Origin of the sequence: Octadecabacter dasysiphoniae (assembly GCF_021532615.1) — a bacterium.
Taxonomy (GTDB): domain Bacteria; phylum Pseudomonadota; class Alphaproteobacteria; order Rhodobacterales; family Rhodobacteraceae; genus Octadecabacter; species Octadecabacter dasysiphoniae.
Map to the genome: position 1 here is coordinate 89,844 of NZ_JAKGAQ010000005.1, position 25,584 is coordinate 115,427.

Here is a 25,584-nt window from a genome sequence, read left to right on the forward strand (position 1 = left end):
CGCAATGTGGCCGATCCTACGCAGCGGATAGGGGGCACGGTCCATGTCAGGTGGGTACACACCAAAAGGTCGCATTGGCGCGATCGTTCACAACATCGAAGAAAGCGTAATCGCGATTTTGCTGGGGATGATGACCTTGGTGACGTTCATTAACGTCGTGATGCGCTATGGGTTTAACAGCCAGCTGATCTGGGGGCTTGAGCTGACGCTCGTCCTGTTTGCATGGCTGGTTTTGTTTGGCATTTCGTATGGGTTCAAGGTGGTCAGCCACCTTGGCGTGGATGCAGTGCTGAATTTCGTGGGCAAACCCGCGCGCAAGCGGATGGGCATCCTCGCCACGCTGATCTGCATCTTTTATGCATTGCTGCTGCTGAAAGGTGCGTGGGATTACTGGGCACCATTTGCTGAAATGAACACCACATCGGGGCGCTGGTTCCCGACAGGGTTTGAAAACACCCGCGGTCAGGGCTGGTACGAGATGGAACAACTGCCGATCCCGTTCGGGCAGGCCTTCCTCGAGAATACGTTCAACATGGGCGAAGAATACGAGAAAATGCCGCGCGTTGTTCCTTACGCAATCTTACCCTTCGCGATGGCCTTGATGGTCTATCGACTGGTGCAGGTTCTGGTGCGCATTCTGCGCGGAGAAATCGATACGATTATCGTCAGCCACGAAGCCGAAGATGATGTCAAAGAGGCAGGCGAAACCCTGTCCAAGGAGCCCTAAGTCATGGATGTTGCAATTCTTTTCGGCATGGTTATCGCCTTGCTGGCCATCGGTGTGCCTATCGCGGTCGCGCTTGGCTTGTCGTCTACATTGTTCTTGTTGGTGCTGTCTGACAGCTCTCTCGCGAGTGTTGCGCAGTCTCTTTATCAGGCGATGTATGGGCACTACACGCTGCTGGCGATCCCGTTCTTCATTCTGGCGTCATCGTTCATGTCCACGGGCGGCGTTGCACGCCGGATCATTGATTTCGCAATCGCAGTGATCGGCCATGTGCGTGGTGGTCTGGCCATCGCGGGTGTTTTGGCCTGTATGTTATTTGCGGCCCTTTCGGGATCATCCCCCGCGACGGTTGTGGCCGTTGGATCTATCGTGATCGCGGGCATGGTGAAATCCGGCTACACCAAAGATTTCGCCGCCGGCGTGATCTGTAATGCGGGCACCTTGGGCATCCTGATCCCGCCATCTATCGTGATGGTTGTTTATGCGTCAGCCACTGACGTGTCCGTGGGGCGGATGTTCCTTGCGGGTGTTATTCCGGGCCTTCTGGCGGGTGTGATGTTGATGATTACGATCTACGTGATCGCGCGCATCAAGAACCTGCCAAAGGGCGAATGGCTGGGCTGGGAGCAGATTTTCTCTTCCATCCTCGATGCATCATGGGGTTTGTTCCTGATGGTCGTGATCCTTGGTGGCATCTACGGCGGTGTGTTCACCCCCACAGAAGCAGCAGCCATTGCATCAATCTATGCGTTTATCGTGTCGATCTTTATTTACCGCGACATGGGACCGCTGAAAGGGCGCAGCTGGCTGCCTGAGGCCGAGGCTGATCTGGGCCTGCTGGGACTTCGCGTCTGGGGGTTTACGCTGGTCACATTCATCTTGTACGCCATCGGCTGTTTCATGTTGGGGCAACCTATGTGGATCGCATTCGCGGCGGCCGGAGTTTTCTTTGTCGTGGCCTTCTTGCTGGCCTTGATGATGTCAAAGGCGGTGCCGGACGGATGGGGCATGAAACTTGCTGCCGGGGCGGTCCTGATCTTTGGTGTCTTGCCTGCGGCTTATGCGATCCGCGGGGTCATCGCATCCGATGTCGGGGCGCTGTTTGCGATCATTCAGGTGATCGGCGCTGTGTTTATCCTGTTGCTGCCGCCTGCGGTGTTTACCTTTTCGCTAGTGCGCGGGGCGCAACGCCTTGCCCTGTCGGGCGGTGGTTTCGGCGAATCCCTGATGGTGGGGGGCAAAAACCTGATCCGCGCCAACGTGGAAAACGTGATCTTTGCGATCCCGGCGTTCTTTCACCGCGACACAAAGGCCACCCTGCTAGAGGCGGGCAAGCTGACGATCATGTTGATGTTCATCATCGCCAATGCCTTAATCCTGAAGCATGTCCTGACAGACGAGCAAATCCCGCAGCATATCACCGAAGTGATGCTTGCTGCTGGTCTGGGGCCAATCACATTCCTGATTATCGTCAACATCATCTTGTTAATTGGTGGTCAGTTTATGGAACCGTCCGGCCTGATCGTCATCGTCGCGCCCTTGGTGTTCCCGATCGCAATTCAGCTGGGCATTGATCCGATTCACCTTGGCATCATCATGGTGGTGAACATGGAAATCGGGATGATCACGCCGCCTGTCGGGCTCAACCTGTTTGTGACATCGGGCGTGGCGAACATGTCGATGATGCGGGTCGTTAAGGCGGCGCTGCCATTCCTTGCGGTGTTGTTCGTATTCTTGATCATGGTGACCTATATCCCATGGCTGTCCACAGCGTTGCCAACGGCCTACATGGGGCCTGAGATCATAACGAATTAAAGGTGATCAAGGCTGAAATGAAAAAGGCGGCCCCTGTCACGGTGGCCGCCTTTTTCGCAGGTGGATTGGATATTTAAGAACCAAAGAAGCGGCGTTTAGGCCTGCTCAAGCGCTGAGCAGATGGGCGTGAAATCAGCCTTTCTGAGAGACGCGCCACCCACAAGCCCGCCGTTCACGTTCGGCAAAACGAAGATATCGCGTGCGTTGCTGGCTTTAACAGACCCTCCATATAGCAAAGGCATCGCAGCGCCCGCATCCCCAAAGCGGGCCACAAGGGTTTCGCGAATGAACGCATGCACATCTGCGATTTCCTGAAGCGTCGGGGTCAGCCCCGTTCCAATGGCCCAGACCGGTTCGTATGCGATTGTAATGTTGGTTTTCATCGCGCCGTCAGGAATGGATTCTGCCATTTGCGTGCGCAAGACATCCAAAGTTTCCCCTGCGCGGTACTGGGCCTCGGTTTCGCCGATACATAGGATCACCTTCATTTCGGCGTTCCAAGCGGCGTTGGTTTTGGCTGCAACCATGGCGTTGGTTTCAGCGTGATCCGTGCGGCGTTCAGAATGGCCGACGATCACATGGGTTGCGCCCGCATCCGCCAGCATTTCGGCGGAAATATCGCCTGTGTGCGCACCCTTTACGTCGGCATGGCAATCCTGCGCGCCAATCATGACGCTTGTGCCGGTCATACGACCAATGAGCGTGGCAGGCGGACAGATCATCAGATCAAACATCGGGTTCAGCCAGTCATTCGCGAAGTCGAAAAACTCTTCAAGATCGGCGCTGGTGCCGTTCATTTTCCAATTGCCGACGATCATTTTGTACATCTCGATCTCCCCATTATGTTTCATGTGATGTAGCAAGTGGGCGAATGAAGGGAAAGGGCGGCGGATGATCCCAAGAATTGATGCAGAGGTTTTGTTGGCAGGTGACGCGGACGTCCTCCAACAGGTGCGTGATGCTGCGCGTGATGTCGGGTTCCTGACCCTTCACAACACGCCCATTCCAAAAGCCGATATTGCCGAGGTCTTTGCGACCTATGGTGCGTTCTTTGCCCGTCCTGTGTCTGAAAAGGACAGCGTAAACATGGCGCGCACGGGATCGAACCGGGGCTGGGGCGCTGCAGGAGCCGAGCAGGTCGATCCGGATGCCAACCCCGATTATAAACAAGTGTTTGATTGCGGGTTTGAGGTGCCGGGATCAGATTTGCCCGCCTATGCCCCCAACCAATGGCCTGATGTTCCGCCAAATTTTCGGGTTGTGATTGAAAATTACTATGCGCGCGCGTTGGCGTTTTCATCTGATCTGTTGGCCGCAATTGCAGGCGCAATCGGCGAAGACCGAGAATATTTCCGCGCGCATTTTGATGAACCTATGGCGTTGTTGCGCGGGAATTATTATCCCGAACGCCCGGCTTGGGCTGGCCCGAATGATTTCGGGATTGCGACCCATACGGATTACGGCTGCCTGACGTTACTGGCGATGGATGGAACGCCAGGCCTAGAAGTGCGCAAAAGGGGCGGTGGGTGGATTCCCGTGTCCGCACCGGTTGGCGAATTTGTAATTAACTTCGGTGAGATGCTTGAGATGTGGACGCAAGGCCGCGTCGTTGCCACGCCGCACCGTGTTGTTGGTGGCGACGCCGAAAGAATGTCTATCCCGTTGTTCTACAATCCAAATGCTGACACCAACGTTGCGCCTGTCGGGTCAGATGAGGTGATCCGCGCGGCGGATCATTTGCAAAAACGTTTTGATGAAACCTATGTGCACCTTAAGGCCAAATCCTGACACCTAAAGATGGGCGAGGGCACGACGCGCGAGGGCGCAGGCCTCATCGGGGTCATCAAGCGCGCTGTCGGGCAGTTTCCAGTAGGGCATGGAGGTTGGTTTGTCTTTGCCGTCGCGCTGGTACGTCCAGCGCGTCAGGCCTAAGTCATTGAGTTCGTTTTGAAAGTCACCAGCACCCTTGATCATCACACCGAAGTCGGAGTGTACAATCGCAAAAATAGTGCCTTCAGAATACAGGCATAGACCGCCCATCATCTTGCGGGTTGTCAGCGGACCCACACCCGAGAAGAGTTCTTTAGCGAATTCAATCTCTTCTGCGGTGATGCTCATGTGAATGCCTTAGGCGTTGGGGACGAGGCTTTCGTCGAATTTAATTGACTCGCCGCAACCGCAAGCGTCGGTAACGTTCGGGTTCCGAAACTTGAAGCCGGATTCTAACAGGCTGGTTTCATAGTCAATTTCAGTTCCGAACAGGAACATTTGCGCCATCGGGGCGATCATCACCCGCGCGCCGTCCTGTTCGACAACTTCATCCATCGGATCGACGTCGGCCACGTATTCCATGGTGTATTCCATGCCCGCACAGCCACCTTTTTTCACGCCAATGCGCAGGCCTTGTGTGTCGTCCTTGGCCATCAACTTGGCGATCTGTGTGGCGGCCTTGTCCGTAATTGAAACGGCTTGTTTTCCTGGAATTCCAAACATTTAGCGGACCTCCTCAATGGATTAAGATTACATGAACCCGAGTTCGAGGCGGGCTTCGTCAGACATCATGTCCATGCCCCATTGGGGTTCCCAGACGAGTTCGACATCGACGGATTTGATCCCGGCGAGGGGTTCAATGGCTTCTGCAACCCAACCCGGCATTTCACCCGCAACAGGACAACCCGGCGCGGTGAGGGACATCAGAACCTTCACTTCGTTTTCGTCATTGATGTCTACGGTGTAGATCAGCCCAAGATCCTGAATGTTAACGGGAATTTCGGGATCATAGACAGTGCGGCAGGCCTCAATGACGTTGTCATAAAGGGGGTGATCCGTTGTGGACGGCTGGATCAGCGGTGTGCCTTCCATCGGGGTCGCGGTGTCGGTCATTGTTCTTGTCCTGTAATTCCTGACCAAACATATAGGGATTAGGTCCGTGCGCGTAAAGGGATCGACCTGCGGCAAAGCAGTCGGTCCCCCATAAAATTTCCAACGACCCGTCAGAATTAGCGCAAAAGTCAGGTGGCTTTTTTGCGCTTCGACTTGAGGGGTGCGGGGCGAACCTGTTGTTCGATATGATCATAGAGCTGCCCCGCGAGGTTCTTTTTGCTCGCGTTTTCAATGCCTTCAAACCCGGGCGAGGAGTTCACTTCGAGGATTTTTGGCCCGTCGTTTGAGCGCAATAGATCCACGCCCGCAAGCGCGAGGTTAAACGCTTTGGCGGATTTCACGGCTGTGCGGCGTTCTTCCGCGGTCAGTTTGACGGCCTCGGCCGTGCCGCCACGGTGAAGGTTCGATCTGAAATCATCGCCCGCCGATGTGCGTTTCATTGAGGCGACCACTTTGCCAGCGACCACGAAACAGCGGATGTCCACGCCGCTGGCTTCTTTGACGAAATCCTGCACCAGAAAGTTCGCTTTGAGCCCGCGAAACGCGTCAATCACGGATTCAGCGGCCTTTTTGGTTTCGGCCAACACGACGCCTTTGCCTTGTGTGGATTCCAACAGCTTGACGATCAATGGCGCGGTGCCGACAAGGCCGATCAGGTTTCCTGTGTCTTTTGGTGACGCGGCAAACGCGGTGGTCGGCATACCAATTTTGTGACCTGCCAGCACTTGGTGTGCGTGCAACTTGTCACGGCTGGCTGTGATGCCATCGCTGCCGTTCACGCAGTAGGTGCCCAGTGTTTCAAATTGGCGCAACACCGCTGTGCCGTAAGACGTAATGGAGGCGCCGATGCGAGGAATCACCACATCGTAGCGGGGCAGGCGTTTGCCATCATAATGGATCTCGGGGGCCAGCGCGTTGATGGCCATGTAGCAGCGGGTGGTGTCGATGACCTCAACAGTGTGGCCGCGTTCTTCGCCTTCAAGCACAAGGCGTTTGGTGGAATAGCTGTTGGGTTCGCGCGACAGCACGGCGACACGCAGGGCGCGGTTTGGGGTGACGGATTTAATGCGCTTGGCCGAATACACATCATAGCTTCGCACGGGGCGCAGGAATTTGTCTGTCGGCTGCACAATCACGTCTTCGCGCAGGCCTTGGCGGCCCAATAGCATGCGCGATGCCATGCCGCCACGGTCCGTCAGGGTGACTTCGATCGGCCACTGGTGCCCGTCACCTGCATCCAGCATGGTTTCGATGACATAGCGCATTTCAGTTTCGCCGTTTGAAGACGTGACCTCACGGCGATCAACCACAGTTGCAGAACACGGAATCACCAGATCATCGCGGCCTGGGATCGGATGGATCGCAAAGCGCACTTTGGGTTTTGTCGCTGGCCCGAAGGTTTCGATATCAAACGCATGCAGCGCAGACGTGCGTGCGCCTGTGTCAACTTTGGCACGGATCGTGGGCAGGCCAAGGTCGGGCAAGCCGAGCCATTCTTCCCAGCCCATTGCGATATTGGTGTCGTTGGTCATTCAGCCGCCCCTTTTCATTTCACCCATCATGGGCTTAGAAGCGTGGAAACGTAAGGGACGAACATGACAAAGACGTTTTCATTTGTGTTGAACAAAACTGACGGCGCGGCGCGGACCGGCGTGATGAAGACCCCGCGCGGCGACATTCGCACGCCTGCGTTTATGCCTGTCGGAACGGCTGCGACCGTTAAGGCGATGATGCCCGAAAGCGTGCGCGCGACGGGTGCGGATATCTTGTTGGGCAACACCTATCATTTGATGCTGCGCCCCACGGCTGAGCGGATTGCGGCCCTTGGAGGGCTGCACAAATTCATGAATTGGGAACGCCCGATTTTGACGGATAGTGGCGGGTTTCAAGTGATGAGCCTGTCTGGCATGCGCAAGCTGACCGAAGAGGGCGTTGTGTTTCAGTCCCATTATGACGGGTCCAAGCGTAACCTGACGCCGGAACGGTCTATGGAGATTCAAAAACTCCTCGGGTCGGACATTGTAATGTGTTTTGATGAATGCCCTGCACTGCCTGCGGATCGCAAGCGGCTTGAGGACAGCATGGATATGTCGATGCGGTGGGCCAAGCGGTCGCGCGACGCATTCGGGGATCGCCCCGGTCATGCGCTGTTTGGCATTCAACAGGGCGGGCTTGAGGAAGATTTGCGCAAGCGGTCTGCGGATGCGTTGCAGGATATCGGTTTTGATGGCTACGCAGTCGGCGGCCTCGCCGTGGGCGAAGGGCAGGAGGCGATGTTTGACTGTCTTGATTTTGCGCCCGATCAGCTGCCCGTAGATAAACCGCGCTATTTGATGGGTGTGGGCAAGCCAGATGATATTGTCGGTGCTGTCAAACGCGGCATTGATATGATGGACTGCGTGCTGCCGTCGCGGTCTGGCCGCACGGGGCAGGTGTTTACGCGCAACGGCGTCGTGAACATCAAGAACGCACGCCATGCGGATGATCCGCGCCCTCTCGATGAAAACTGTGCCTGTCCGGCCTGTTCAAACTATTCGCGTGCGTATCTGCATCATGTGTTCCGCAGCCAGGAAATGATTTCGGGGATGCTGCTGACATGGCACAACTTAACGTATTTTCAGGACATCATGCAGGGGATGCGCGATGCGATCAGTGCCGGTACATTTGCCGCGTGGGAGGCCGATTTCCACGAGGGCCGCGCACAGGGGGATATTGATCCGTTATGAAATACGTTGTCGCGACTGTATTGTTCACCGCCCCTTTGTTCACAGCCACGGGCGCGCAGGCGGATAGTCTGTGTCAGGTCTGGAATGTTGATGTAGTTCAGAATGCTATTGCAGGGCAGTGGTCAACACGTGGTGCGACGTCCATTGAATCGGTCATTTTTTCGACAACAGAAAACACGGTTGGCCAGGTCGTTATCTCCTCCGCGGGGCAGTTTGCGTCCGCGTCCGTGGTTGAGGGGGCTGCGATCCCGGATGTGACGTTGGAGTCCGATAGTGCCTTTATGTTTGATATCTGCCCCGTTTACGATGTGGACGGTGTTGATGATATCCTCGACACTGTTGAAGCAGACTGGATCGCGGATGCGGTTTCTGGCACGCCGTGCGGGCCACGCGATCTGCTGCAACTCACCGCGACCGTGGATATGGGCGAGCAGGGAGGGGGCGCTGTGACGTTCATTCCTTATTTTGATGATCAAATTGTTATGATCTCAGAAGTTGAGATTGTGGGCGATTGGGGCATTGCCTTTGTCACCGAGGTCGCGCTGTTAACACCGCAGTGAGGCGAAATCGCATGATTTGGCGTCTAAAAACGCCGAATTGACACGATTTTTCGTTTTATCCCCAAATTTGACAGATTGCTGCCTTGCGGGTGCTGCGTGTGACAGGCACCATGCCAACAACTGAGGTGGTTATTGGTTGAAACGGGGCGAAAGACCCCCACATTACTAAGCCATGACCGGAAAATGTTTGGTTGCCTCAAAGAGGGACCGGCATTTTTGCCAATAAAGGAAAAAGAGCATGTCAGATTCGATCCGAGAGCCGTTGAGCGCGAGCTACCCCGTATTGCCGTTGCGTGATATTGTGGTGTTCCCCCATATGATTGTGCCGCTGTTTGTGGGCCGCGAAAAATCCGTGTCCGCGCTGGAAGAAGTGATGGCCGATGACAAACAGATTTTGCTGTCCAGCCAGATTGACCCCGGCGTCGATGACCCCGACGAAAGCGGCATCTACAAAGCGGGCGTTTTGGCCAATGTGTTACAGTTGCTGAAACTGCCTGATGGCACCGTAAAGGTGCTGGTCGAAGGCATCGCACGTGTGCGCATCACCGGATTTCACGAGAACGAAAATTTCTTTGAAGCCTCCGCAGAATATCTGACGGAAATGCCCGGCGATATGACCACGATTGAGGCGCTGACGCGCTCTGTCGCCAAAGAATTTGCGCGTTATGCAAAGGTGAAAAAGAATATCCCCGAAGAAGCGCTGTCTGCCGTGGGCGAGGCAAGCGAGCCTGCAAAGCTGGCTGACCTTGTTGCAGGGCACCTCGGGATTGAGGTGAACCAGCGTCAGGATCTGTTGGAAACGCTGTCCGTATCTGAACGCCTTGAAAAGGTTTACGGTCTGATGCAGGGCGAAATGTCCGTGCTTCAGGTCGAAAAGAAGATCAAAACCCGCGTGAAGACCCAGATGGAGCGCACCCAGCGCGAGTACTATTTGAATGAGCAGATGAAGGCCATTCAGAAGGAACTCGGCGACGGCGAAGAGGGCGAAGGCGAAGTGGCTGAGCTTGAGGGCAAGATCGCCAACACCAAGCTGTCTAAGGAAGCGCAGGAAAAGGTCGACGGCGAGCTCAAGAAGCTCAAGAACATGTCGCCCATGTCTGCGGAAGCCACCGTTGTGCGCAACTATCTGGATTGGATTTTGTCCATTCCATGGGGCAAGAAATCCCGTGTGAAAAAGGACCTCGGCAAGGCCGAGGCGATTTTGGACAATGACCACTATGGTCTTGATAAGGTTAAGGAACGCATCGTTGAATATCTGGCCGTGCAGCAGCGCAGCCAGAAGCTGAAGGGGCCAATCATGTGCCTTGTCGGCCCTCCCGGTGTGGGTAAAACGTCACTTGGTAAATCTGTGGCGAAGGCCACGGGGCGCGAATTTATCCGCATTTCGCTGGGCGGCGTGCGTGACGAGAGCGAAATTCGCGGTCACCGCCGTACCTATATCGGGTCCATGCCCGGTAAGATCATTCAGGCGTTGAAGAAGGCGAAAACCACGAACCCGCTGATTTTGCTCGATGAAATCGACAAGATGGGGCAGGATTTCCGCGGAGATCCCGCGTCCGCGATGCTTGAGGTCTTGGACCCCGAGCAGAACAGCACATTCGTGGATCACTACCTTGAGGTCGAATATGACTTGTCCAATGTGATGTTCCTGACAACGTCAAACTCCTACAATATGCCGGGCCCATTGCTGGACCGGATGGAGATTATCCCGCTGTCTGGCTACACCGAGGATGAAAAGCGCGAGATCGCAAAGCAGCACCTGCTTGAAAAAGTGATGAAAAACCATGGCCTTAAAGCCAAGGAATTCACACTTGAGGATTCCGCGCTGACGTCGATGATCCGCTATTACACCCGTGAGGCCGGCGTGCGGAACCTTGAGCGTGAGATCGCTAAGGTGGCGCGCAAAGCCGTGACCAAGCTGGTGAAAAAGGAAGTCGAAAGCGTTGTCGTGAATGAAGACAACATCGATGACTACCTTGGCGTAAAAAAGCATCGCTTTGGTCTGGCAGAAGAGAAGGATCAGATCGGCGTTGTCACCGGATTGGCCTATACGTCAGTTGGTGGTGAACTTCTTAACATCGAAGCACTGCGTCTTCCCGGCAAAGGCCGTATGAAGACAACCGGTAAGCTGGGTGATGTGATGAAGGAAAGCATTGATGCGGCGTCGTCGTACGTGCGGTCCATTTCACCAAAGATCGGGGTGAAACCGCCGGAATTCGACAAGCTGGACATCCACGTGCACGTGCCCGATGGCGCAACGCCGAAAGATGGGCCAAGCGCGGGTCTGGCGATGGTGACGTCGATCGTGTCTGTTTTGACAAAAATCCCTGTTCGCAAAGACATTGCGATGACAGGCGAAGTGTCCCTGCGCGGGAATGCAATGCCGATTGGCGGTTTGAAGGAAAAACTGCTGGCCGCACTGCGAGGAGGCATCAAGACCGTGCTGATCCCCGAAGAGAACGTAAAAGACCTGGCCGATATTCCTGACAACGTGAAGCAGGGGCTTGAGATTATCCCTGTGACGCACGTGTCCGAAGTGTTGGCGCATGCCCTAACATCCGCACCCGAAGCGGTTGAATGGGACCAAGAGGCAGAAGATGCCGCCGCAGCCGAGGCCGCGTTGCGCGCCCGCGACAGTGGGGCAGGTGCCACAGCACACTAAGGTGGCTGGCAACGTTGAAATTGGGCGCTGCGGGGAAACCTGCGGCGCCTTTTTTGTGCGTCGTCTTTTACGCTCTGTTTACACCTGACGGCCAGAGGTGGGACACAGGGTTTGATTTTCTTCCCTTTTCCCATGGGAATGACGGGCTGAACGCTGTATTGTTTCCCAAACAAGCACAATCAAGTGCCCAGACCGGAGATCACAATGGCCACCCGCAGCACAACGACCGCGACGACCAAAGCCAAGCCTGCCAAGGCGAAAACGACGACAAAGACAGCCGCGGCCAAGGCCGTTGCAACCTCGGCACCAAAAGCCACGATTGTTGAAACTGTGACGCCGATTGTGTCCGGTTTGCCGATCAAAAAGCCAGAGCTGATCGACCGCGTTGTGACAGAGACCGGCATGAAGAAAAAAGACGTCAAACCAGTGGTTGAGGCGATGTTGTCTGTTCTTGCGCGGACGCTGTCGGAGGGCGAAGAAATTACTGCCCCTCCCATGGGTAAGCTGATGATCAAACGCGTCAAAGATCTGCCAAACGCCAAAGTTCTAACGCTGAAAATGCGCATCCCGACGGGTGAAAAAGGCCCGAAGCCTGACCCGCTTGCACAGGCGGCCGAGTAAATCTAAGACACCGCCAGCGGGTGATTAGCTCAGTGGTAGAGCGCTTCGTTCACATCGAAGATGTCAGGAGTTCAAATCTCTTATCACCCACCACCTTGCATCCTGTTGGGGTGAACATCAGGCCAGTATTGTCGGGCCTGCATGTGGCCTGCGATCAATGATTGTTTAATTTTTTTGCGCTGAATTATCAGGCGAACGCCGCGAGGCGCCGCGTTTTAGGCAGATCAATGCCGTCAATATCGGTTTTGTAAAGTTCCTTAAGAAATGTGCTTGGGCGACTAAATTCACCGCAAATTTATACTTCTTTAGTTTTATCGTCTGCCATTTCAGTCAGACTCAGTCGAACGTCCTCTTGAAAATCTGTGATATTACCAGCGTGGGGGACCGTTAACGTTGCAATGCGTGGCAAAGTGTCGCCCTCTAGCTGTTATGCTCTTTGGGACAAGGGCATCACATTTCAACAGAGAAGGAACACTTCCATGAAATTAGTCATCGGCCTTGATGGGGCGAGTACGGGAGGCAAAGCGTTGGACTTTGCCAAAAATCTGGCATCAAAAACCGACAGTTGCGAATTGATCGTGGTCTACGTGATCGAATGGTCGCCGTTTTCATTCCAGACAGCGGAAGAAAACGCAGAGCGCCATAAGCGACGTGAAGAAGAAATCGCCATCGCGATGGAACGTGTCGTTAACCCAGCGGTCAAATCCTTGACCGACGCAGGGTTGTCTGCTCGTGCCATCGTGCGCCACGGCGACGTTGCAGACACAATCGATAATATTGCCCACAAAGAAGGTGCCGACCAGATCGTCGTTGCGCGGACCAGCGCGGGCGGGATCACATCGCGCCTGTTCGGCAGCTCAACTGCAAACCTTGTGATGAACGCCCGCGTTCCTGTCACAGTCGTCGCATAAGGATTTTGAAAATGCAGACTATTCAACGATGTCTTCTGGCCCTCGGCGCGCTTGTCGCCATGACAGGGCAGGCCGCCGCGCAAGAGGCCGCAAGCCTCGATGCGCGTGTTAATGAAATCTTTGCCAGCTCAACCGGTTGGTTCGTGAATGCGATCTTTGCGCCTATCCCCGGTACTGCGTTCCCATGGATCGTCATGTGGTTGGTGATCGGTGCATCCGTATTCACCATCTATTTTGCCTTCGTGCAGTTCCGCTTTTTTGGTCACGCGATCGGCCTTGTGAAGGGCGATTATTCCGACCCCAACGATGCGGGTGAGGTCAGCCACTTTCAGGCCCTCGCAACGGCGCTTTCGGGCACTGTTGGTCTTGGTAACATCGCGGGTGTTGCTGTTGCCGTTGGTATCGGTGGTCCTGGTGCGACGTTCTGGATGATCCTTGCGGGTCTTCTTGGGATGGCGTCCAAGTTCACCGAATGTACGTTGGGTGTGAAATACCGCAACGAATATCCGGACGGAACGGTGTCTGGTGGTCCGATGTATTACATCTCCAAGGGGTTTGACGAACTTGGCTTGCCAGGTGGTAAAATCCTCGCGGTGTTGTTCTCGATCTTTTGTATTCTGGGTGCTTTGGGCGGCGGAAACATGTTCCAGGCCAATCAGGCGCACGCACAGATTACGCAGATCACCGGCGACTTCCCCGGCTGGATCACGGGCGTTATCTTTGCGGCTGTGGTGTTCGCGGTTATCGTTGGCGGTATCAAATCCATCGCTAAAGTGACCGAAAAAGTAGTGCCGTTCATGGGCATTCTTTATGTGGGCGCAGCGATCGTTGTGTTGATCGTAAACTACAACATGATCGGTTGGGCGTTTGGCCAAATCTGGGCCGGTGCCTTTACAGGTCTTGGTGTTGCTGGTGGTTTCGTCGGTGCGTTGATCCAAGGTTTCAAGCGGGCGGCGTTTTCGAACGAGGCTGGCGTTGGTTCTGCGGCGATTGCACACTCTGCGGTGAAAACCAAAGAACCGATCACCGAAGGGTTCGTGTCGCTGCTTGAACCGCTGATCGATACTGTGGTGATTTGTACGATGACAGCGCTTGTCATCATCATCTCTCAGCAGCTGATCATTGATGCGGACACAGGCAACTACGTGCTGAACGAAGCAGGTACTGCCATCGCAACTGTGAATGACAACGGTGGTGTTGCTTTGACATCCGCCGCGTTCGGATCTGCAATCAGCTGGTTCCCGTTTGTCCTCGCGATTGCGGTCGTCCTGTTCGCGTTCTCGACGATGATTTCATGGTCCTACTACGGCCTGAAAGCGTGGACGTATCTGTTCGGCGAAGGCAAGACGACAGAACTGGTCTTCAAGATCATCTTCTGTATCTTCATCGTAATCGGTGCGGCGGCCAGCCTTGGCCCTGTGATCGACTTCTCGGATGCGGCAATCTTTGCGATGGCTGTGGTGAATATCACCGCCCTCTATTTCCTGATGAAGGTCGTGAAGAAAGAACTGCATTCTTATGCAAGCCGCCTGAAGTCGGGCGAGATCAAGAAGTATCAGCACTGATACCTCTGGTTCTTCAATAGAAACGAAAAGGCCGTTCCTTCCGGGGCGGCCTTTTTGTATGGACGTATGGAACACGCCCACCGACCCTTATGAATGCGAGCGCCCGTTATGACCCATCCCGAACTGTACATCCTGCGCCATGGCCAAACCGAATGGAACGCGACGGACCGCATGCAAGGGTGGCTGAATTCACCGCTTACGGCGAAGGGCGAAATGGATGCCGCGCGGCAAGGCGAAATTCTGCGCGGGCTTGATCTGGCGGGATTTGCGTTTTGGTGCAGCCCGTCTGGGCGCGCTGTTCAAACGGCTGGCATCGCATGCCCGATGGCAGAAGCGATCCACACAGATATTCGCCTGCGCGAGATTGGCGTTGGCGATTGGGCAGGGCGGTATCGTGCAGAATTGCCGATGCCAACCAGTGACGACCCTTATATGTCGCAATATGAAATGGCCCCGAACGGCGAAGGTTTGGCGGCGGTTGATGTGCGCGTGCGCGACTTTCTGGCCAGCATAAATGGCCCTACAGTGTTGATAACGCATGGAATTACCAGCCGCGTCATTCGCAACGCTGTGATCGGGCCTGACGCGCTGGCCAACCCGTCAGTCCACGGCGGACAGGGCTGCGTTTATCATTTGAAGGATGGTGTGCAAGAATTGCTCACATGAGGGTTGCAACGCCGCTGCGGTTGTCCTAAATCGCTGGCAACGGGTTGTTAGCTCAGTTGGTAGAGCGCTTCGTTTACACCGAAGATGTCGGGAGTTCGAGCCTCTCACAACCCACCATTCCCCTTATGAGATGAACTAACCCCAGCATTTATGGTGCTTACGCTCGTGCATGCTATTTCGTTTTACTTCCTGCACAAATGCACGCTGTCTGCTCGTGAGCGCGAGTATGGTGCGTAAACGCATTATGCTATTCCCTTTCTAACCCTTGAAAGGAGCCCCAGATGTCTTGGAACCCCATTTTAGACCCCGACGTGCCGATCGGTGACGCAGTGGATGCAATTGAAACCGTAATTGTCCCACGTTCGCGCGATTTGGGTGGGTTTGAGGTGCGCCGCGCGTTGCCGGCGCCAAAGCGCCAGATGGTCGGACCATTTATTTTCTTTGATCAAATGGGTCCCGCTGAATTTCTGAGCGGGCAGGGAATCGACGTGCGCCCGCACCCCCATATCGGGCTGGCGACGGTGACGTATTTGCATAAGGGCGCAATTCATCACCGCGACAGTCTGGGCACGGACAGCTGGATCGAACCTGGCGACGTCAATTTGATGACGGCGGGCCATGGAATCACCCATTCAGAACGGATGGACGGACCGGGCCGTGAAAAGACGCGGTCCTTGTTCGGCATTCAAAGCTGGATTGCCTTGCCTGAGGATCGAGAGGATGATCCGGCCGCATTTACCCACGCCGCGGCGGCTGACTTGCCGCTGCTTGAGGGAGAGGGAAAGCAGGTGCGCCTGATCCTTGGGTCAGCCTACGGCGAAACCGCCCCCGTCCAAACCCCGTCAGAGATGTTTTATCTGGATGCGTCGCTTGAAGTGGGGGCGTCTATCCCGCTGCCGGACAACCACGAGGATCGCGGGGTTTATGTGTTGGATGGGTCCGTCACGGTGGGCGGACAAACGTTTGATGCGGGGCGCATGATGGTCTTTCGCCCCGGTGATCGTTTGTCGTTAAAGGCGGGCGATGCGGGTGCACGGATTATGTTGTTGGGGGGTGCCACGCTGAACGGGCCGCGCCATATCTGGTGGAACTTTGTGGCCTCCAGCCGTGACAAGATTGATGCCGCGAAAGAAGCATGGCGCGCGGGCGATTGGGCACACGGGCGGTTCCAATTGCCGGTTGGCGATACGGATGAGTTTATTCCGTTGCCCGAAAGGTAGTGGTGCTTAACCCGTTTGCACCACACGGCGGAAATTGCGCGATTGCCACAACGGCCAGCCCAGAATCTGGCTGACTGTTACAAACGTCAGCCCGCGCCCTGTCAGCCCGTCTAATGTTTGGGGCATCGCATCAATTGTACCGCGGTGGATGTCGTGGCTCAGAATGATGCCGCCTTGCCGTGTGTTTTGCAGGATGCGCCGCGCCACAACGTTTGATCCTGGTCGTCGCCAGTCTTGTGGGTCCACCGACCACAGAATCGTCGGCAGGGTGCGGTTGCCGTGCAGCCACGTGCGTTGGCGACGGCTGAATGCGCCGTAAGGCGGGCGGAACGTAACGGGCGGGCGGCCCGTGATCTGAAAGATCGCATTCGTGGTCTGGTCAATTTCGCGGATGACGGCGCCGTCGCCCATGCGGTCCAGAAAGGGGTGCGACCAGCTGTGATTGCCAATTTCGTGGCCTTCCTCTGCGATGCGGCGCGCAATGGCGGGGTATTGCACCACACGGTTGCCGATCAGATAGAACGTCGCGCGAATGCCGCGTTCGCGCAGCATGTCCAGCAGACGGGGCGTATGAGTGGGGTGGGGGCCGTCATCGAACGTCATGGCCACCACCGCTGAGGGCGTTGAGATCGCCGTGATCGTCGCTGCGTCCGAATTCACAAGGTCATCGGGCAGCGCAATAAGAGGTCGCGCAGATGCGCCAGTGCCACCAAAGGCTGCCGCCCCAAAGCCAAGGCCAGCCGCCAAGGCATGGCGGCGTGATAGATGTGTCATGTGACCCTCCCCAGGGTGGCAATCGTAAGCCTAATGAGGGTTGCTGCGATTCCTTCATGAAATCAAAGGTTTTTTTGGTAAATCCGACGGGCTTGGGGTGGCTTTGGCGTGCGGGCACAGCATCTAGTGGTTGGCGTGAAAACAGCGGTGGTGCGAAAAGCTGTAAATCGGTGCGGCTTGTGGCTTGACGGGGTCGCCAGCCCTGCCTAGAAGCGCGTTACGTTGATGCAAGTCAACGGACAGTGGGCGGTTGTAGCTCAGTTGGTTAGAGTACCGGCCTGTCACGCCGGGGGTCGCGGGTTCGAGTCCCGTCAACCGCGCCACCGCTGTCCCTTTGGTTTCAGGATGAAACTGCTCGGTTCGAGGATAAGAGCAAAAAGTGCGCGGTTGTAGCTCAGTTGGTTAGAGTACCGGCCTGTCACGCCGGGGGTCGCGGGTTCGAGTCCCGTCAACCGCGCCACTTATCCCCCCCCAAACTTTATAGTGCCAATTGTTCCATGATCACTGTGGGTCCGCATCCGGCCATGAACCCAATCGCCATGCCGATCGCAAGTGGGATGGATTTGCCCCGAAACACGGCGCTGCGCAATTTGATTGCCATCATCAGGACGCTGGCCACACAGACCAGCGCCAGAACGATAGACGCAGGTTTGATGTAGGGTGCGACGCTTTGCACGGATGAAAGCTGTTCGCTCAGGTCTTGTCCGTGGGTCAGGAAATACCCGACGGGGGCCATCCAGATCACGCCAAGGGTCAGATTGCGCCAAACCCTGCGCCGTGCAGATTTGTCAGCGTCAGCCCTGCCATCCAGCGTGGGCATGTCCGGTGCGGGCGGGGTCTTTAGACGGTCTGTGAAATCGGTTGTCATTCGGATCTCCTTTGCGTGACGTTCGCACACCTGCCGGCCCAAAGTTTGGCCCATTTGGGGTCATAATCGGGCGGGCTATTGCCCGCGCGCACGGGCGAATGCGGCCCGCAACAGGGGGTCTTCGCCCAGTTGCAGCGGTGCGGCTTCTATATCAAAGGGCACGTCTGGCGGAATGCCGACCGCTTCGAACAAAGCGCCGTCCATGCTGCGGTATGTCTGGTGCGACAAGCCAAGGGACCAGCCGTTGGGCAAGGTAAACCCGAGGATATCTGAAAGCCCGCCTGATGTGGGTTCGCCCATAGTGACGACCTGTGGCAGCGCGCCCATCGCGAGGGTGAAAATCTCTGCCGCGGATCCTGTGAGTTTGCTTGTCAGTAGAATGACAGGTTGGGTCAGCGGGGTATCATCAAAGGGCCATAGCGTGGCGGTGAAAGGCGCTGTTTGTGCGTCACCGTCGCGGGTGGTTTTTGTCAAAACATCAACGGGTTGATCTGTGAAATGGCTGGCAATACCGAATGCGACGCTGTCGGACCCGCCGGGATTGTAGCGGACATCGATGACGATGGCTGTGGCGTCTTGCAGCGCGTCAGCGACCTGTTGAAACGCAAGCGCGATTGTGGGTTCTTCGCGCGCGCCCAGCGGTGTGATCAAATCCATCTCGCGGATCATGACGTAGCCGATACCGTCGGGAAGCAGGGTATATTCAATTGCGGTCTGATCAACGAGGGTGAGGTCTGTGCCGATGGTGTCGCGGGCCGCTTGGCGCAGGTCGCCGCGATCAAAGGTCACAGTGTCCGGGAACCAATCAGGCGCGAGTGCAGGTGAAAAGTAGTCAAAAGATGCGCCAAGCTGAACATGGCCGTCATCCAGCCCGCTGAGGGTTTCTGACAGCACTACGAACAGCGCATTATCAGCAAGTGTCGCACCGTCCGCCGGGCGCAGGGCACGACGCGCGTCCCAATCTACGCCATGCAGATCAAAGAAGGCGTAGTGTTCGTCCATCGCGGCCCAAAGCGCGTCAAACACCTGTTGGGGTGTCGCGTTTGGGTTCGCAGGGCCGCAGGTTTCGGGCAGGGCATCGATCCGCACAAATGGTGTTGGATCAAGCGATCCGTCGACACGCAGCATCAGGATATCACCTTGGAGAGTGACGGTCGCGCCTTCGGCAAATTCGACCAGTTTCAGATGCGCGGGAAAGGACAATTCATGGACGCAAGACACGGACGTTTCTGAATACAGTTTGGCCTGCAACGGCCCCAATGTGATGATTGCGCCGCCGGTCTGGGCCCGCCACGCGCCGCGTTGATCCGCATCGGGCATATAAATCACCCAAGACACCACGAACGCAGCAACGACAGCGCCAATCACAATCCAAAGCTGGCGCATCAGGTTCATGTGAGAGCGGCCAGAACCCGCGCCCAAGACCGCATGCCTTTGTGAAACGCCTCAACGTCGTATTTTTCGTTGGGCGAATGGATGCGATCGTCCTCGGACGCGAACCCGATCAGCATCGCGTCCATGTCCAGCACGGTTTTGAAGTGCCCTGCGATGGGGATCGATCCACCCATGCCAACGAACACCGCTTCGCGGTCCCATTCGCGGCTCAATGCTTGGCGTGCTTGTTCGAATTCGGGGCGGTCTGTGTTCATGACACTGGCAGGCGCACCTTCGAGGTCGTTGTCCCATGTGACGCGGGTGTCGGGGCGCAATTGGGCCTCGACGTGGGCGCGCAGCTTGTCGCGGATGTCATCGGGGTTCATATCACCCACAAGGCGGCAGGTGATTTTTGCGTGAGCGTCCGCGGGGATCACAGTTTTTGATCCGGCCCCCTGATAGCCGCCCCACAGTCCGTTGATTTCCAGCGTCGGGCGCGACCATTGCTGTTCCAGGATGGAATATCCGCGTTCGCCAGCTGGCGTCGTCAGGCCCGCGTTTTCCATATAGTCAGCTTCGTCAAAGCCACAGGTTTCCCACTGCGCCTTAAGGTTATCGCCGATCTCGATCACGTCATCGTAAAAGCCGGGGATTGTGACGCGGCCATCGTCATCGTGGAACGACGCGATGATGCGGCTGATTTCCTTAAGTGGGTTGATTGCGGGGCCGCCGTAATGGCCGGAATGCAAATCCATCGCTGGGCCGTGGATCGTCATTTCATCCTTGAGCATCCCGCGCAATTGCGACGCGATGGATGGCACACCCTGCGCGACCATACCTGTGTCACAGATCAGCGCGAGGTCTGCCTTTAGCTCATCCGCGTTGGCCTCCATGAAGGGCACGAGGGAAGGGGAGCCTGTTTCTTCTTCGCCCTCAAACAAGAACGTGATGCGGCAGGGAAGCTCGCCGTGGATGGCGATCCACGCGCGACACGCCTCCATGAAGGTCATCAACTGGCCTTTGTCATCAGACGTGCCACGCCCACGGATGACGCGCGTTCCGTTGCGGTCCTCGATAAAGGGATCGAATGGGTCGTGATCCCAAAGATCAATAGGATCAACAGGTTGCACATCGTAGTGGCCATAAAACAAAAGATGCGGGCCCGTGTTCCCCACATGCCCCACCACCATCGGGTGCATGGGCGTGTCGCGTTTGGATGCATCAACGCCCAGCGATTTCAGATCATCAACCAGCCAATCCGCGGCTTTGTTGACCTCGTCTTTATAGGCCGGATCGGTGGATACGGATTGCAGGCGCAGCAGCCCCATCAGACGATCAAGGGCATCATCAAGGTCGCTGTCAATTTTGGCGAGAACTTGGTCGAGGGACATGGCGTTTCTCCGGCAATGAATTTGCCAGCATAGTTGCACAGAAGGCGGCGACGTCAACGGCTGCTTTGATACAGATCAAGGTGCGCGCGCGGGCAGGTGGCTAGACCTGCGACACGGGGTAACAGTTTGGTTTTAGAACATCTCCAAGTGTTGCCCGATCCGAATGAGGTCTATATCAGGCTGCAGACACGACCCACCGGTTGCATGGTGGATGCTGACACGGGAACGATAACTTGGATTTTGACGCAAAACTCGACACCGCATTAGCGCGCCTTCATGAAGAAGGCCGTTACCGGACGTTTATTGATATCGAACGCAAGAACGGCCAGTTCCCGCACGCGGTCTGGACCACGCCCGAGGGCGAGCAAAAGAACATCACGGTGTGGTGTGGCAATGACTATCTGGGGATGGGGCAACATCCTGTCGTTCTGGATGCCATGCACGAGGCGCTGGACGCCACGGGTGCTGGATCAGGTGGCACGCGCAACATTTCCGGCACGACTGTTTATCATAAACGCCTTGAGGCCGAGTTGGCCGATCTGCATGGCAAAGAAGAAGCACTGCTGTTCACCTCTGCCTACATCGCCAATGACGCGACGTTATCAACACTGCCGCGCCTGTTTCCCGGGCTGATTATCTATTCCGACAGTTTGAATCACGCGTCGATGATCGAAGGCATTCGCCGCAACGGGGGCGAAAAACGAATCTTTGCTCACAACGATCTGGATGATTTGCGTGCAAAACTGGCCGCCGATGATCCGGCCGCGCCCAAGCTGATTGCGTTTGAATCCGTCTATTCCATGGACGGCGATTTTGGTCCGCTGAAAGAGCTGTGCGATATCGCAGACGAGTTCGGCGCGCTGACCTATTGTGACGAAGTGCACGCGGTTGGCATGTACGGCCCACGCGGTGGCGGTATTGCCGAAGCGCAGGGGCTGATGGGGCGGATCGATATCATCAACGGCACATTGGCGAAGGCATTTGGTGTTATGGGTGGTTATATCGCCGCGAGCGCGAAAATGTGTGATGCGGTAAGGTCTTATGCGCCGGGGTTCATCTTTACGACATCGATCCCGCCGACGGTCGCGGCAGGGGCCGCGGCATCCGTCGCGCACCTTAAGACGGATCAGGCGTTGCGCGACCAGCAGCAGACCCAAGCCAAGATTTTGAAAACCCGTTTGCGCGGTCTTGGATTGCCGATCATTGACCATGGCAGCCACATCGTCCCGCTGATTGTGGGCGATCCTGTGCACACGCAAAAACTGTCGGATATGCTGCTGCAAGATCATGGCATTTACGTCCAGCCGATCAATTTTCCGACGGTGCCACGCGGTACGGAACGGTTGCGGTTTACGCCCAGCCCGGTGCATGGCCCACGCGAAATGGATGCGCTCGTCAAGGCCCTTGATGCATTGTGGTCCCATTGTGCGCTGAATCGTGCCGAGCTTGCGGGCTGATTTCTCTGCGTGTGCAAAATGATTTTCCTTATGCTAATAAGACGGTAAGGAACGCGCAAAGCACGAATCGTGCATCGTTCCCCACGGGGCAGAAGTAAGGGTATCGGATGATCCGCAGAGGGTTCAGACGCGCAAAGGAAGAGCAGGTCGTTGAAACGGCAGGCTTTGATGCGTTCGAATTGCGCCTTGGTGATCTGATGCGCGGCGAACGGGCGACCATGGGCAAGAGCCTGCTGGACGTTCAGCGCGAACTGAAAATCAAAGCTGCCTACATCGCTGCCATCGAAAATGCTGATCCGACAGCGTTTGACACACCGGGCTTTATTGCTGGGTATGTACGTTCTTATGCGCGCTATCTGAATATGGATCCGGATTGGGCGTTTGATACATTCTGTACCGAATCCGGCTTTGCGACGGCCCATGGAATGTCCGAACAGGCGTCCGGTGCCAAACCGCTTAAGCCTGTTCCGGCGCCCTTTGAAAAAGATATTTTTGCTACGCCGAACACGCCGTTTATTCCGGCAGGGGACGCCATGTTCTCTGGTGTTGAACCACGTGCGGTTGGCTCTTTTGCTGTGTTGATCGCGCTGATTGGCGGCCTTGGCTACGGTGGCTATACCGTGCTGCAAGAAGTGCAAAAGGTGCAGCTTGCGCCTGTTGAAAACACGCCGACTGTTGTAGCGGATATTGATCCGCTGGCAGGGGGCGGTTTGCCTGTGCAAGACGTGGGCGTTGATGTTGTGGCCGGTTTTGAAGCCCCGTCGACAGAAGCACTTGATCGCCTTTATCGCCCACAAGCGCTGGATGCGCCCGTTTTGGTGCCCCGCGATGGCCCTATTGCCAACCTTGATCCGCGCAATGGCGGGGCTTTGGGGCCCACAGCTGGTGAACGCCCCGGTCTCGTTGGCGATGACACAACGATTGCCGGTGTCGCACCGAGCATTCAGGTCACAGAAAACCCGCTGCCCGGCGTTCAGCTTGTGGCGGTGCGGGATGCCTGGGTTCGCGTGCGCGCGGCCGATGGTACGGTTTTGTACGAAACGGTTATGACGGCGGGTGACACGTTTGATGTGCCCCAAACAGAAGAACCTGCAACGCTGCGGATCGGCGAATCCGGTGCGGTGTATTTCGCGGTAAACGGTGCACATTACGGCCCCGTTGGCCCAAGTGGGCAGGTGACGTCCAATTTGGCGCTGACCGTCGATAATCTGACGACAGAATACGCGGTTGCCGATCTGACCGCCGACAGCGATCTCGCAGAGGTCGTGCGCGTCGCCGAAGTGCAGGGCCTGACACCTGCACCGTCTGACCAATAAATCCTTAAACATGATGTCGCGGCCCGTTGCCCGCATCCGCGTGGGCGACTAGGTTAGGTGTAACGCTAACCTGACAGGTGCTTTCGCATGACCCTCAATCACATTCGCCCGTGGCGCAATATTTACCGCCGCGAAAGCCGCCAGATTATGGTTGGTGACGTGCCTGTCGGGGGTGGTGCGCCGATTACGGTTCAAACGATGACCAACACGCTGACGCCGGACATCGAAGGCACGCTGGCGCAAATCCAGCGCTGCGCAGATGCGGGCGTCGATATTGTGCGGGTGTCGGTGCCCGATACGGACAGCAGTGCGGCGATGAAAGACATCTGCGCGCGCAGCCCTGTTCCGATCGTGGCGGACATTCATTTTCACTACAAACGCGGGATTGAAGCGGCAGAAGCAGGTGCGGCTTGCCTGCGTATCAATCCGGGCAATATCGGCAGCCCAGAGCGTGTGCGCGAAGTGATCAAAGCCGCCACGGACAATAATTGTTCGATCCGTATCGGGGTCAACGCGGGGTCTTTGGAAAAGCATCTTTTGGAAAAATACGGCGAACCTTGCCCCGACGCGATGGTGGAAAGTGGCCTCGACCACATCAAAATCCTCCAAGATAATGATTTTCACAACTTCAAGATCAGCTGTAAGGCGTCCGATGTGTTCATGGCCGCGGCGGCCTATCAACAACTGGCTGATGCCACGGACGCGCCGATCCATCTTGGCATCACCGAAGCGGGCGGGCTGACGTCCGGTACGATCAAATCCTCTATCGGGCTTGGGTCCCTGCTCTGGGCCGGGATCGGTGATACGATCCGTGTGTCGCTGTCCGCTGATCCGGTAGAAGAGGTTAAAGTTGGGTATGAAATCCTCAAGTCCCTCGGTCTGCGGCATCGTGGCGTAAACATCATTTCCTGCCCGTCGTGTGCACGTCAGGGATTTGATGTGATCAAAACCGTTGAGACATTGGAAAAGCGGTTGGAACATATCAAAACGCCCATGTCCCTAAGCATTATCGGCTGCGTCGTGAACGGGCCAGGCGAGGCATTGATGACAGATGTCGGGTTCACTGGCGGTGGCAACGGGGCAGGGATGGTTTATCTGGCCGGGGCACAATCCCACAAGCTGAGCAATGATCAAATGGTCGAACATATCGTGGAGCAGGTCGAGGCGAAGGCGGCTGAGCTTGACGCTGCGGCGGCGGTTGAAGCGGCCGAATAGGGATCGAATTGGCTTTGCCAATCCGACCAGCGGGGGGCTCGCCCCCCGTACCCCCCAGAATATTTATGAACCAAAGAAAATGATCAGGGGTCAGCTGTCGTCGCGTTCCTGTGCGACGATGGCGCGCATTTGGGCAAGATCGACGTAGCCACGCACCATTTGATCACCAAACACAAATGTCGGTGTGCCTGTGATCTGCATACGATCCCCAAGCGCGCGGTTGTTGGCCAGAACCTGTTGTACAGCAGGGCTTTCCATTTCGGCAAAGATCGCATCGACGTCCAGATCAAAGGCAGAGGCCAATGAGCCGAGGCTGGCAGGTGTTACATCAGAGCGCAGAGCGATCAGGGCATCGGACACCTGTTTGTAGGCCTCATCACCTTCGACGATTTTAGTGGCCACGGCAAATTGCGATGCCAGAACTGATTGCTCTCCGAGGATCGGGAATTCTTTGGTGATAACGCGGATATTGCCATCAGAGCTAACCAGTTCGGCGACTTCGGGGTGGGCGCGGCGGCAAAACCCGCAACGGTAGTCGATGAACTCAACAATCGTGATGTCGCCGTCAGGATTACCGCCCTCATATGAAAATCCGTCGTCCAACAAGGCGGCGGCATTCATCGACGCAAGGCGTTCATCGCGGGTGGCTTCGGCTTCGGCCTGGCGGTTTTCCAACACGCCGATGGCTTCCATCAGGACTTCGGGGTTTTCCAGCAGATAGGCGCGGACCTCGGCGCGAAAATCGGCGCGTTCCGCATCTGTCATGTCTTGGGCAAACAAACCTGTTGTGGTCAACAAAAGGGCGGCGATGGTCGATGTCAGGCGCATTTGTA

General features: G+C 56.2%; 24 protein-coding genes and 4 tRNA genes. 18 read left to right on the forward strand and 10 right to left on the reverse strand.

Going from position 1 to position 25,584, the window contains the following annotated elements; translation table 11 throughout:
• The first annotated feature begins 43 nt into the window (after positions 1–43).
• Positions 44–727, forward strand: a complete 684-nt coding sequence (locus tag L0664_RS16735) for a TRAP transporter small permease (protein ID WP_235227046.1) — start codon at positions 44–46, stop codon at positions 725–727.
• Positions 728–730: 3 nt separating this feature from the next.
• Positions 731–2,542, forward strand: coding sequence for a TRAP transporter large permease (locus L0664_RS16740; RefSeq protein WP_235227047.1), 1,812 nt, complete (start codon positions 731–733; stop codon positions 2,540–2,542).
• 95 nt (positions 2,543–2,637) lie between these two features.
• Here the strand turns inward: L0664_RS16740 and tpiA are convergent, their stop codons facing one another.
• Entirely contained in the window at positions 2,638–3,369 is a 732-nt protein-coding gene (tpiA, locus tag L0664_RS16745) for a triose-phosphate isomerase (protein ID WP_235227209.1), read from the reverse strand.
• Between the two features lie 64 nt (positions 3,370–3,433).
• Here tpiA and L0664_RS16750 point away from each other — a divergent pair, with 64 nt between their 5' ends.
• Positions 3,434–4,330: an isopenicillin N synthase family dioxygenase gene (locus tag L0664_RS16750; RefSeq protein WP_235227048.1), complete on the forward strand. Its 897-nt coding sequence runs from the start codon at positions 3,434–3,436 to the stop codon at positions 4,328–4,330.
• Between the two features lie 3 nt (positions 4,331–4,333).
• Here the strand turns inward: L0664_RS16750 and L0664_RS16755 are convergent, their stop codons facing one another.
• The 4 genes from L0664_RS16755 to rimK form a co-directional block, all read right to left on the reverse strand.
• Positions 4,334–4,660, reverse strand: coding sequence for a TfoX/Sxy family protein (locus L0664_RS16755; protein WP_235227049.1), 327 nt, complete (start codon positions 4,658–4,660; stop codon positions 4,334–4,336).
• A gap of 9 nt (positions 4,661–4,669) precedes the next feature.
• On the reverse strand, positions 4,670–5,035 hold the full coding sequence (locus L0664_RS16760; protein WP_235227050.1) for a HesB/IscA family protein: 366 nt from the start codon (positions 5,033–5,035) through the stop codon (positions 4,670–4,672).
• Positions 5,036–5,062: 27 nt separating this feature from the next.
• Positions 5,063–5,425 carry an SUF system Fe-S cluster assembly protein gene (locus L0664_RS16765; RefSeq protein ID WP_235227051.1) on the reverse strand — a complete coding sequence of 121 codons (363 nt, stop codon included), beginning with the start codon at positions 5,423–5,425 and terminating at the stop codon, positions 5,063–5,065.
• 128 nt (positions 5,426–5,553) lie between these two features.
• On the reverse strand, positions 5,554–6,957 hold the full coding sequence (gene rimK / locus L0664_RS16770; RefSeq protein ID WP_235227052.1) for a 30S ribosomal protein S6--L-glutamate ligase: 1,404 nt from the start codon (positions 6,955–6,957) through the stop codon (positions 5,554–5,556).
• Positions 6,958–7,020: 63 nt separating this feature from the next.
• Here rimK and tgt point away from each other — a divergent pair, with 63 nt between their 5' ends.
• From tgt to L0664_RS16820, 10 genes are all read left to right on the forward strand, one after another.
• Positions 7,021–8,151 carry a tRNA guanosine(34) transglycosylase Tgt gene (gene tgt, locus L0664_RS16775; protein WP_235227053.1) on the forward strand — a complete coding sequence of 377 codons (1,131 nt, stop codon included), beginning with the start codon at positions 7,021–7,023 and terminating at the stop codon, positions 8,149–8,151.
• Positions 8,148–8,711: a hypothetical protein gene (locus tag L0664_RS16780; RefSeq protein WP_235227054.1), complete on the forward strand. Its 564-nt coding sequence runs from the start codon at positions 8,148–8,150 to the stop codon at positions 8,709–8,711. Before tgt ends, L0664_RS16780 begins: the two co-directional genes overlap by 4 nt.
• 250 nt (positions 8,712–8,961) lie before the next feature.
• Positions 8,962–11,373, forward strand: a complete 2,412-nt coding sequence (gene lon / locus L0664_RS16785; RefSeq protein ID WP_235227210.1) for an endopeptidase La — start codon at positions 8,962–8,964, stop codon at positions 11,371–11,373.
• Between the two features lie 204 nt (positions 11,374–11,577).
• Positions 11,578–11,994, forward strand: a complete 417-nt coding sequence (locus tag L0664_RS16790; RefSeq protein WP_235227055.1) for an HU family DNA-binding protein — start codon at positions 11,578–11,580, stop codon at positions 11,992–11,994.
• Between the two features lie 18 nt (positions 11,995–12,012).
• Positions 12,013–12,087, forward strand: a tRNA-Val gene (locus L0664_RS16795).
• 386 nt (positions 12,088–12,473) lie between these two features.
• Positions 12,474–12,905 carry a universal stress protein gene (locus L0664_RS16800; protein WP_235227056.1) on the forward strand — a complete coding sequence of 144 codons (432 nt, stop codon included), beginning with the start codon at positions 12,474–12,476 and terminating at the stop codon, positions 12,903–12,905.
• A gap of 11 nt (positions 12,906–12,916) precedes the next feature.
• Entirely contained in the window at positions 12,917–14,470 is a 1,554-nt protein-coding gene (locus L0664_RS16805; protein ID WP_235227057.1) for an alanine/glycine:cation symporter family protein, read from the forward strand.
• 108 nt (positions 14,471–14,578) lie between these two features.
• The gene (locus tag L0664_RS16810) at positions 14,579–15,136 is read left to right on the forward strand and encodes a histidine phosphatase family protein (protein WP_235227058.1); all 558 of its coding nucleotides are present in this window, start codon (positions 14,579–14,581) and stop codon (positions 15,134–15,136) included.
• Between the two features lie 41 nt (positions 15,137–15,177).
• A tRNA-Val gene (locus L0664_RS16815) sits at positions 15,178–15,253 on the forward strand.
• Between the two features lie 164 nt (positions 15,254–15,417).
• The gene (locus tag L0664_RS16820; RefSeq protein WP_235227059.1) at positions 15,418–16,356 is read left to right on the forward strand and encodes a pirin family protein; all 939 of its coding nucleotides are present in this window, start codon (positions 15,418–15,420) and stop codon (positions 16,354–16,356) included.
• Positions 16,357–16,362: 6 nt separating this feature from the next.
• Here the strand turns inward: L0664_RS16820 and L0664_RS16825 are convergent, their stop codons facing one another.
• Positions 16,363–17,130, reverse strand: a complete 768-nt coding sequence (locus L0664_RS16825) for a polysaccharide deacetylase family protein (RefSeq protein ID WP_235227060.1) — start codon at positions 17,128–17,130, stop codon at positions 16,363–16,365.
• A gap of 246 nt (positions 17,131–17,376) precedes the next feature.
• Here L0664_RS16825 and L0664_RS16830 point away from each other — a divergent pair.
• Positions 17,377–17,453 (forward strand) — tRNA-Asp (locus L0664_RS16830).
• Between the two features lie 60 nt (positions 17,454–17,513).
• Positions 17,514–17,590: transfer RNA gene (locus tag L0664_RS16835), tRNA-Asp, on the forward strand.
• 18 nt (positions 17,591–17,608) lie between these two features.
• On the opposite strand, the gene L0664_RS16840 is transcribed toward L0664_RS16835, so the two are convergent.
• The 3 genes from L0664_RS16840 to L0664_RS16850 form a co-directional block, all read right to left on the reverse strand.
• Positions 17,609–17,998, reverse strand: coding sequence for a hypothetical protein (locus tag L0664_RS16840; protein WP_235227061.1), 390 nt, complete (start codon positions 17,996–17,998; stop codon positions 17,609–17,611).
• Positions 17,999–18,073: 75 nt separating this feature from the next.
• Positions 18,074–19,393 (reverse strand): S41 family peptidase, encoded by a 1,320-nt coding sequence (locus tag L0664_RS16845; protein WP_235227062.1) that lies wholly within the window; start codon positions 19,391–19,393, stop codon positions 18,074–18,076.
• Positions 19,390–20,763, reverse strand: a complete 1,374-nt coding sequence (locus L0664_RS16850; RefSeq protein WP_235227063.1) for a dipeptidase — start codon at positions 20,761–20,763, stop codon at positions 19,390–19,392. Before L0664_RS16850 ends, L0664_RS16845 begins: the two co-directional genes overlap by 4 nt.
• A gap of 233 nt (positions 20,764–20,996) precedes the next feature.
• Between L0664_RS16850 and hemA the strand changes: the two genes are divergently transcribed.
• The 3 genes from hemA to ispG all read left to right on the forward strand — a co-directional run bounded on the left by hemA (position 20,997) and on the right by ispG (position 24,751).
• Positions 20,997–22,220: a 5-aminolevulinate synthase gene (gene hemA, locus L0664_RS16855; RefSeq protein ID WP_235227064.1), complete on the forward strand. Its 1,224-nt coding sequence runs from the start codon at positions 20,997–20,999 to the stop codon at positions 22,218–22,220.
• Positions 22,221–22,327: 107 nt separating this feature from the next.
• A complete protein-coding gene (locus tag L0664_RS16860; RefSeq protein ID WP_235227065.1) occupies positions 22,328–23,536 on the forward strand; it encodes a helix-turn-helix domain-containing protein in 1,209 nt (402 codons plus the stop codon).
• Positions 23,537–23,623: 87 nt separating this feature from the next.
• Complete coding sequence (gene ispG / locus L0664_RS16865; RefSeq protein ID WP_235227066.1) at positions 23,624–24,751, forward strand: flavodoxin-dependent (E)-4-hydroxy-3-methylbut-2-enyl-diphosphate synthase; 1,128 nt, start codon at positions 23,624–23,626, stop codon at positions 24,749–24,751.
• A gap of 90 nt (positions 24,752–24,841) precedes the next feature.
• Here ispG and L0664_RS16870 read toward each other — a convergent pair whose 3' ends face one another.
• On the reverse strand, positions 24,842–25,579 hold the full coding sequence (locus tag L0664_RS16870; protein ID WP_235227067.1) for a DsbA family protein: 738 nt from the start codon (positions 25,577–25,579) through the stop codon (positions 24,842–24,844).
• Positions 25,580–25,584: the final 5 nt, after the last annotated feature.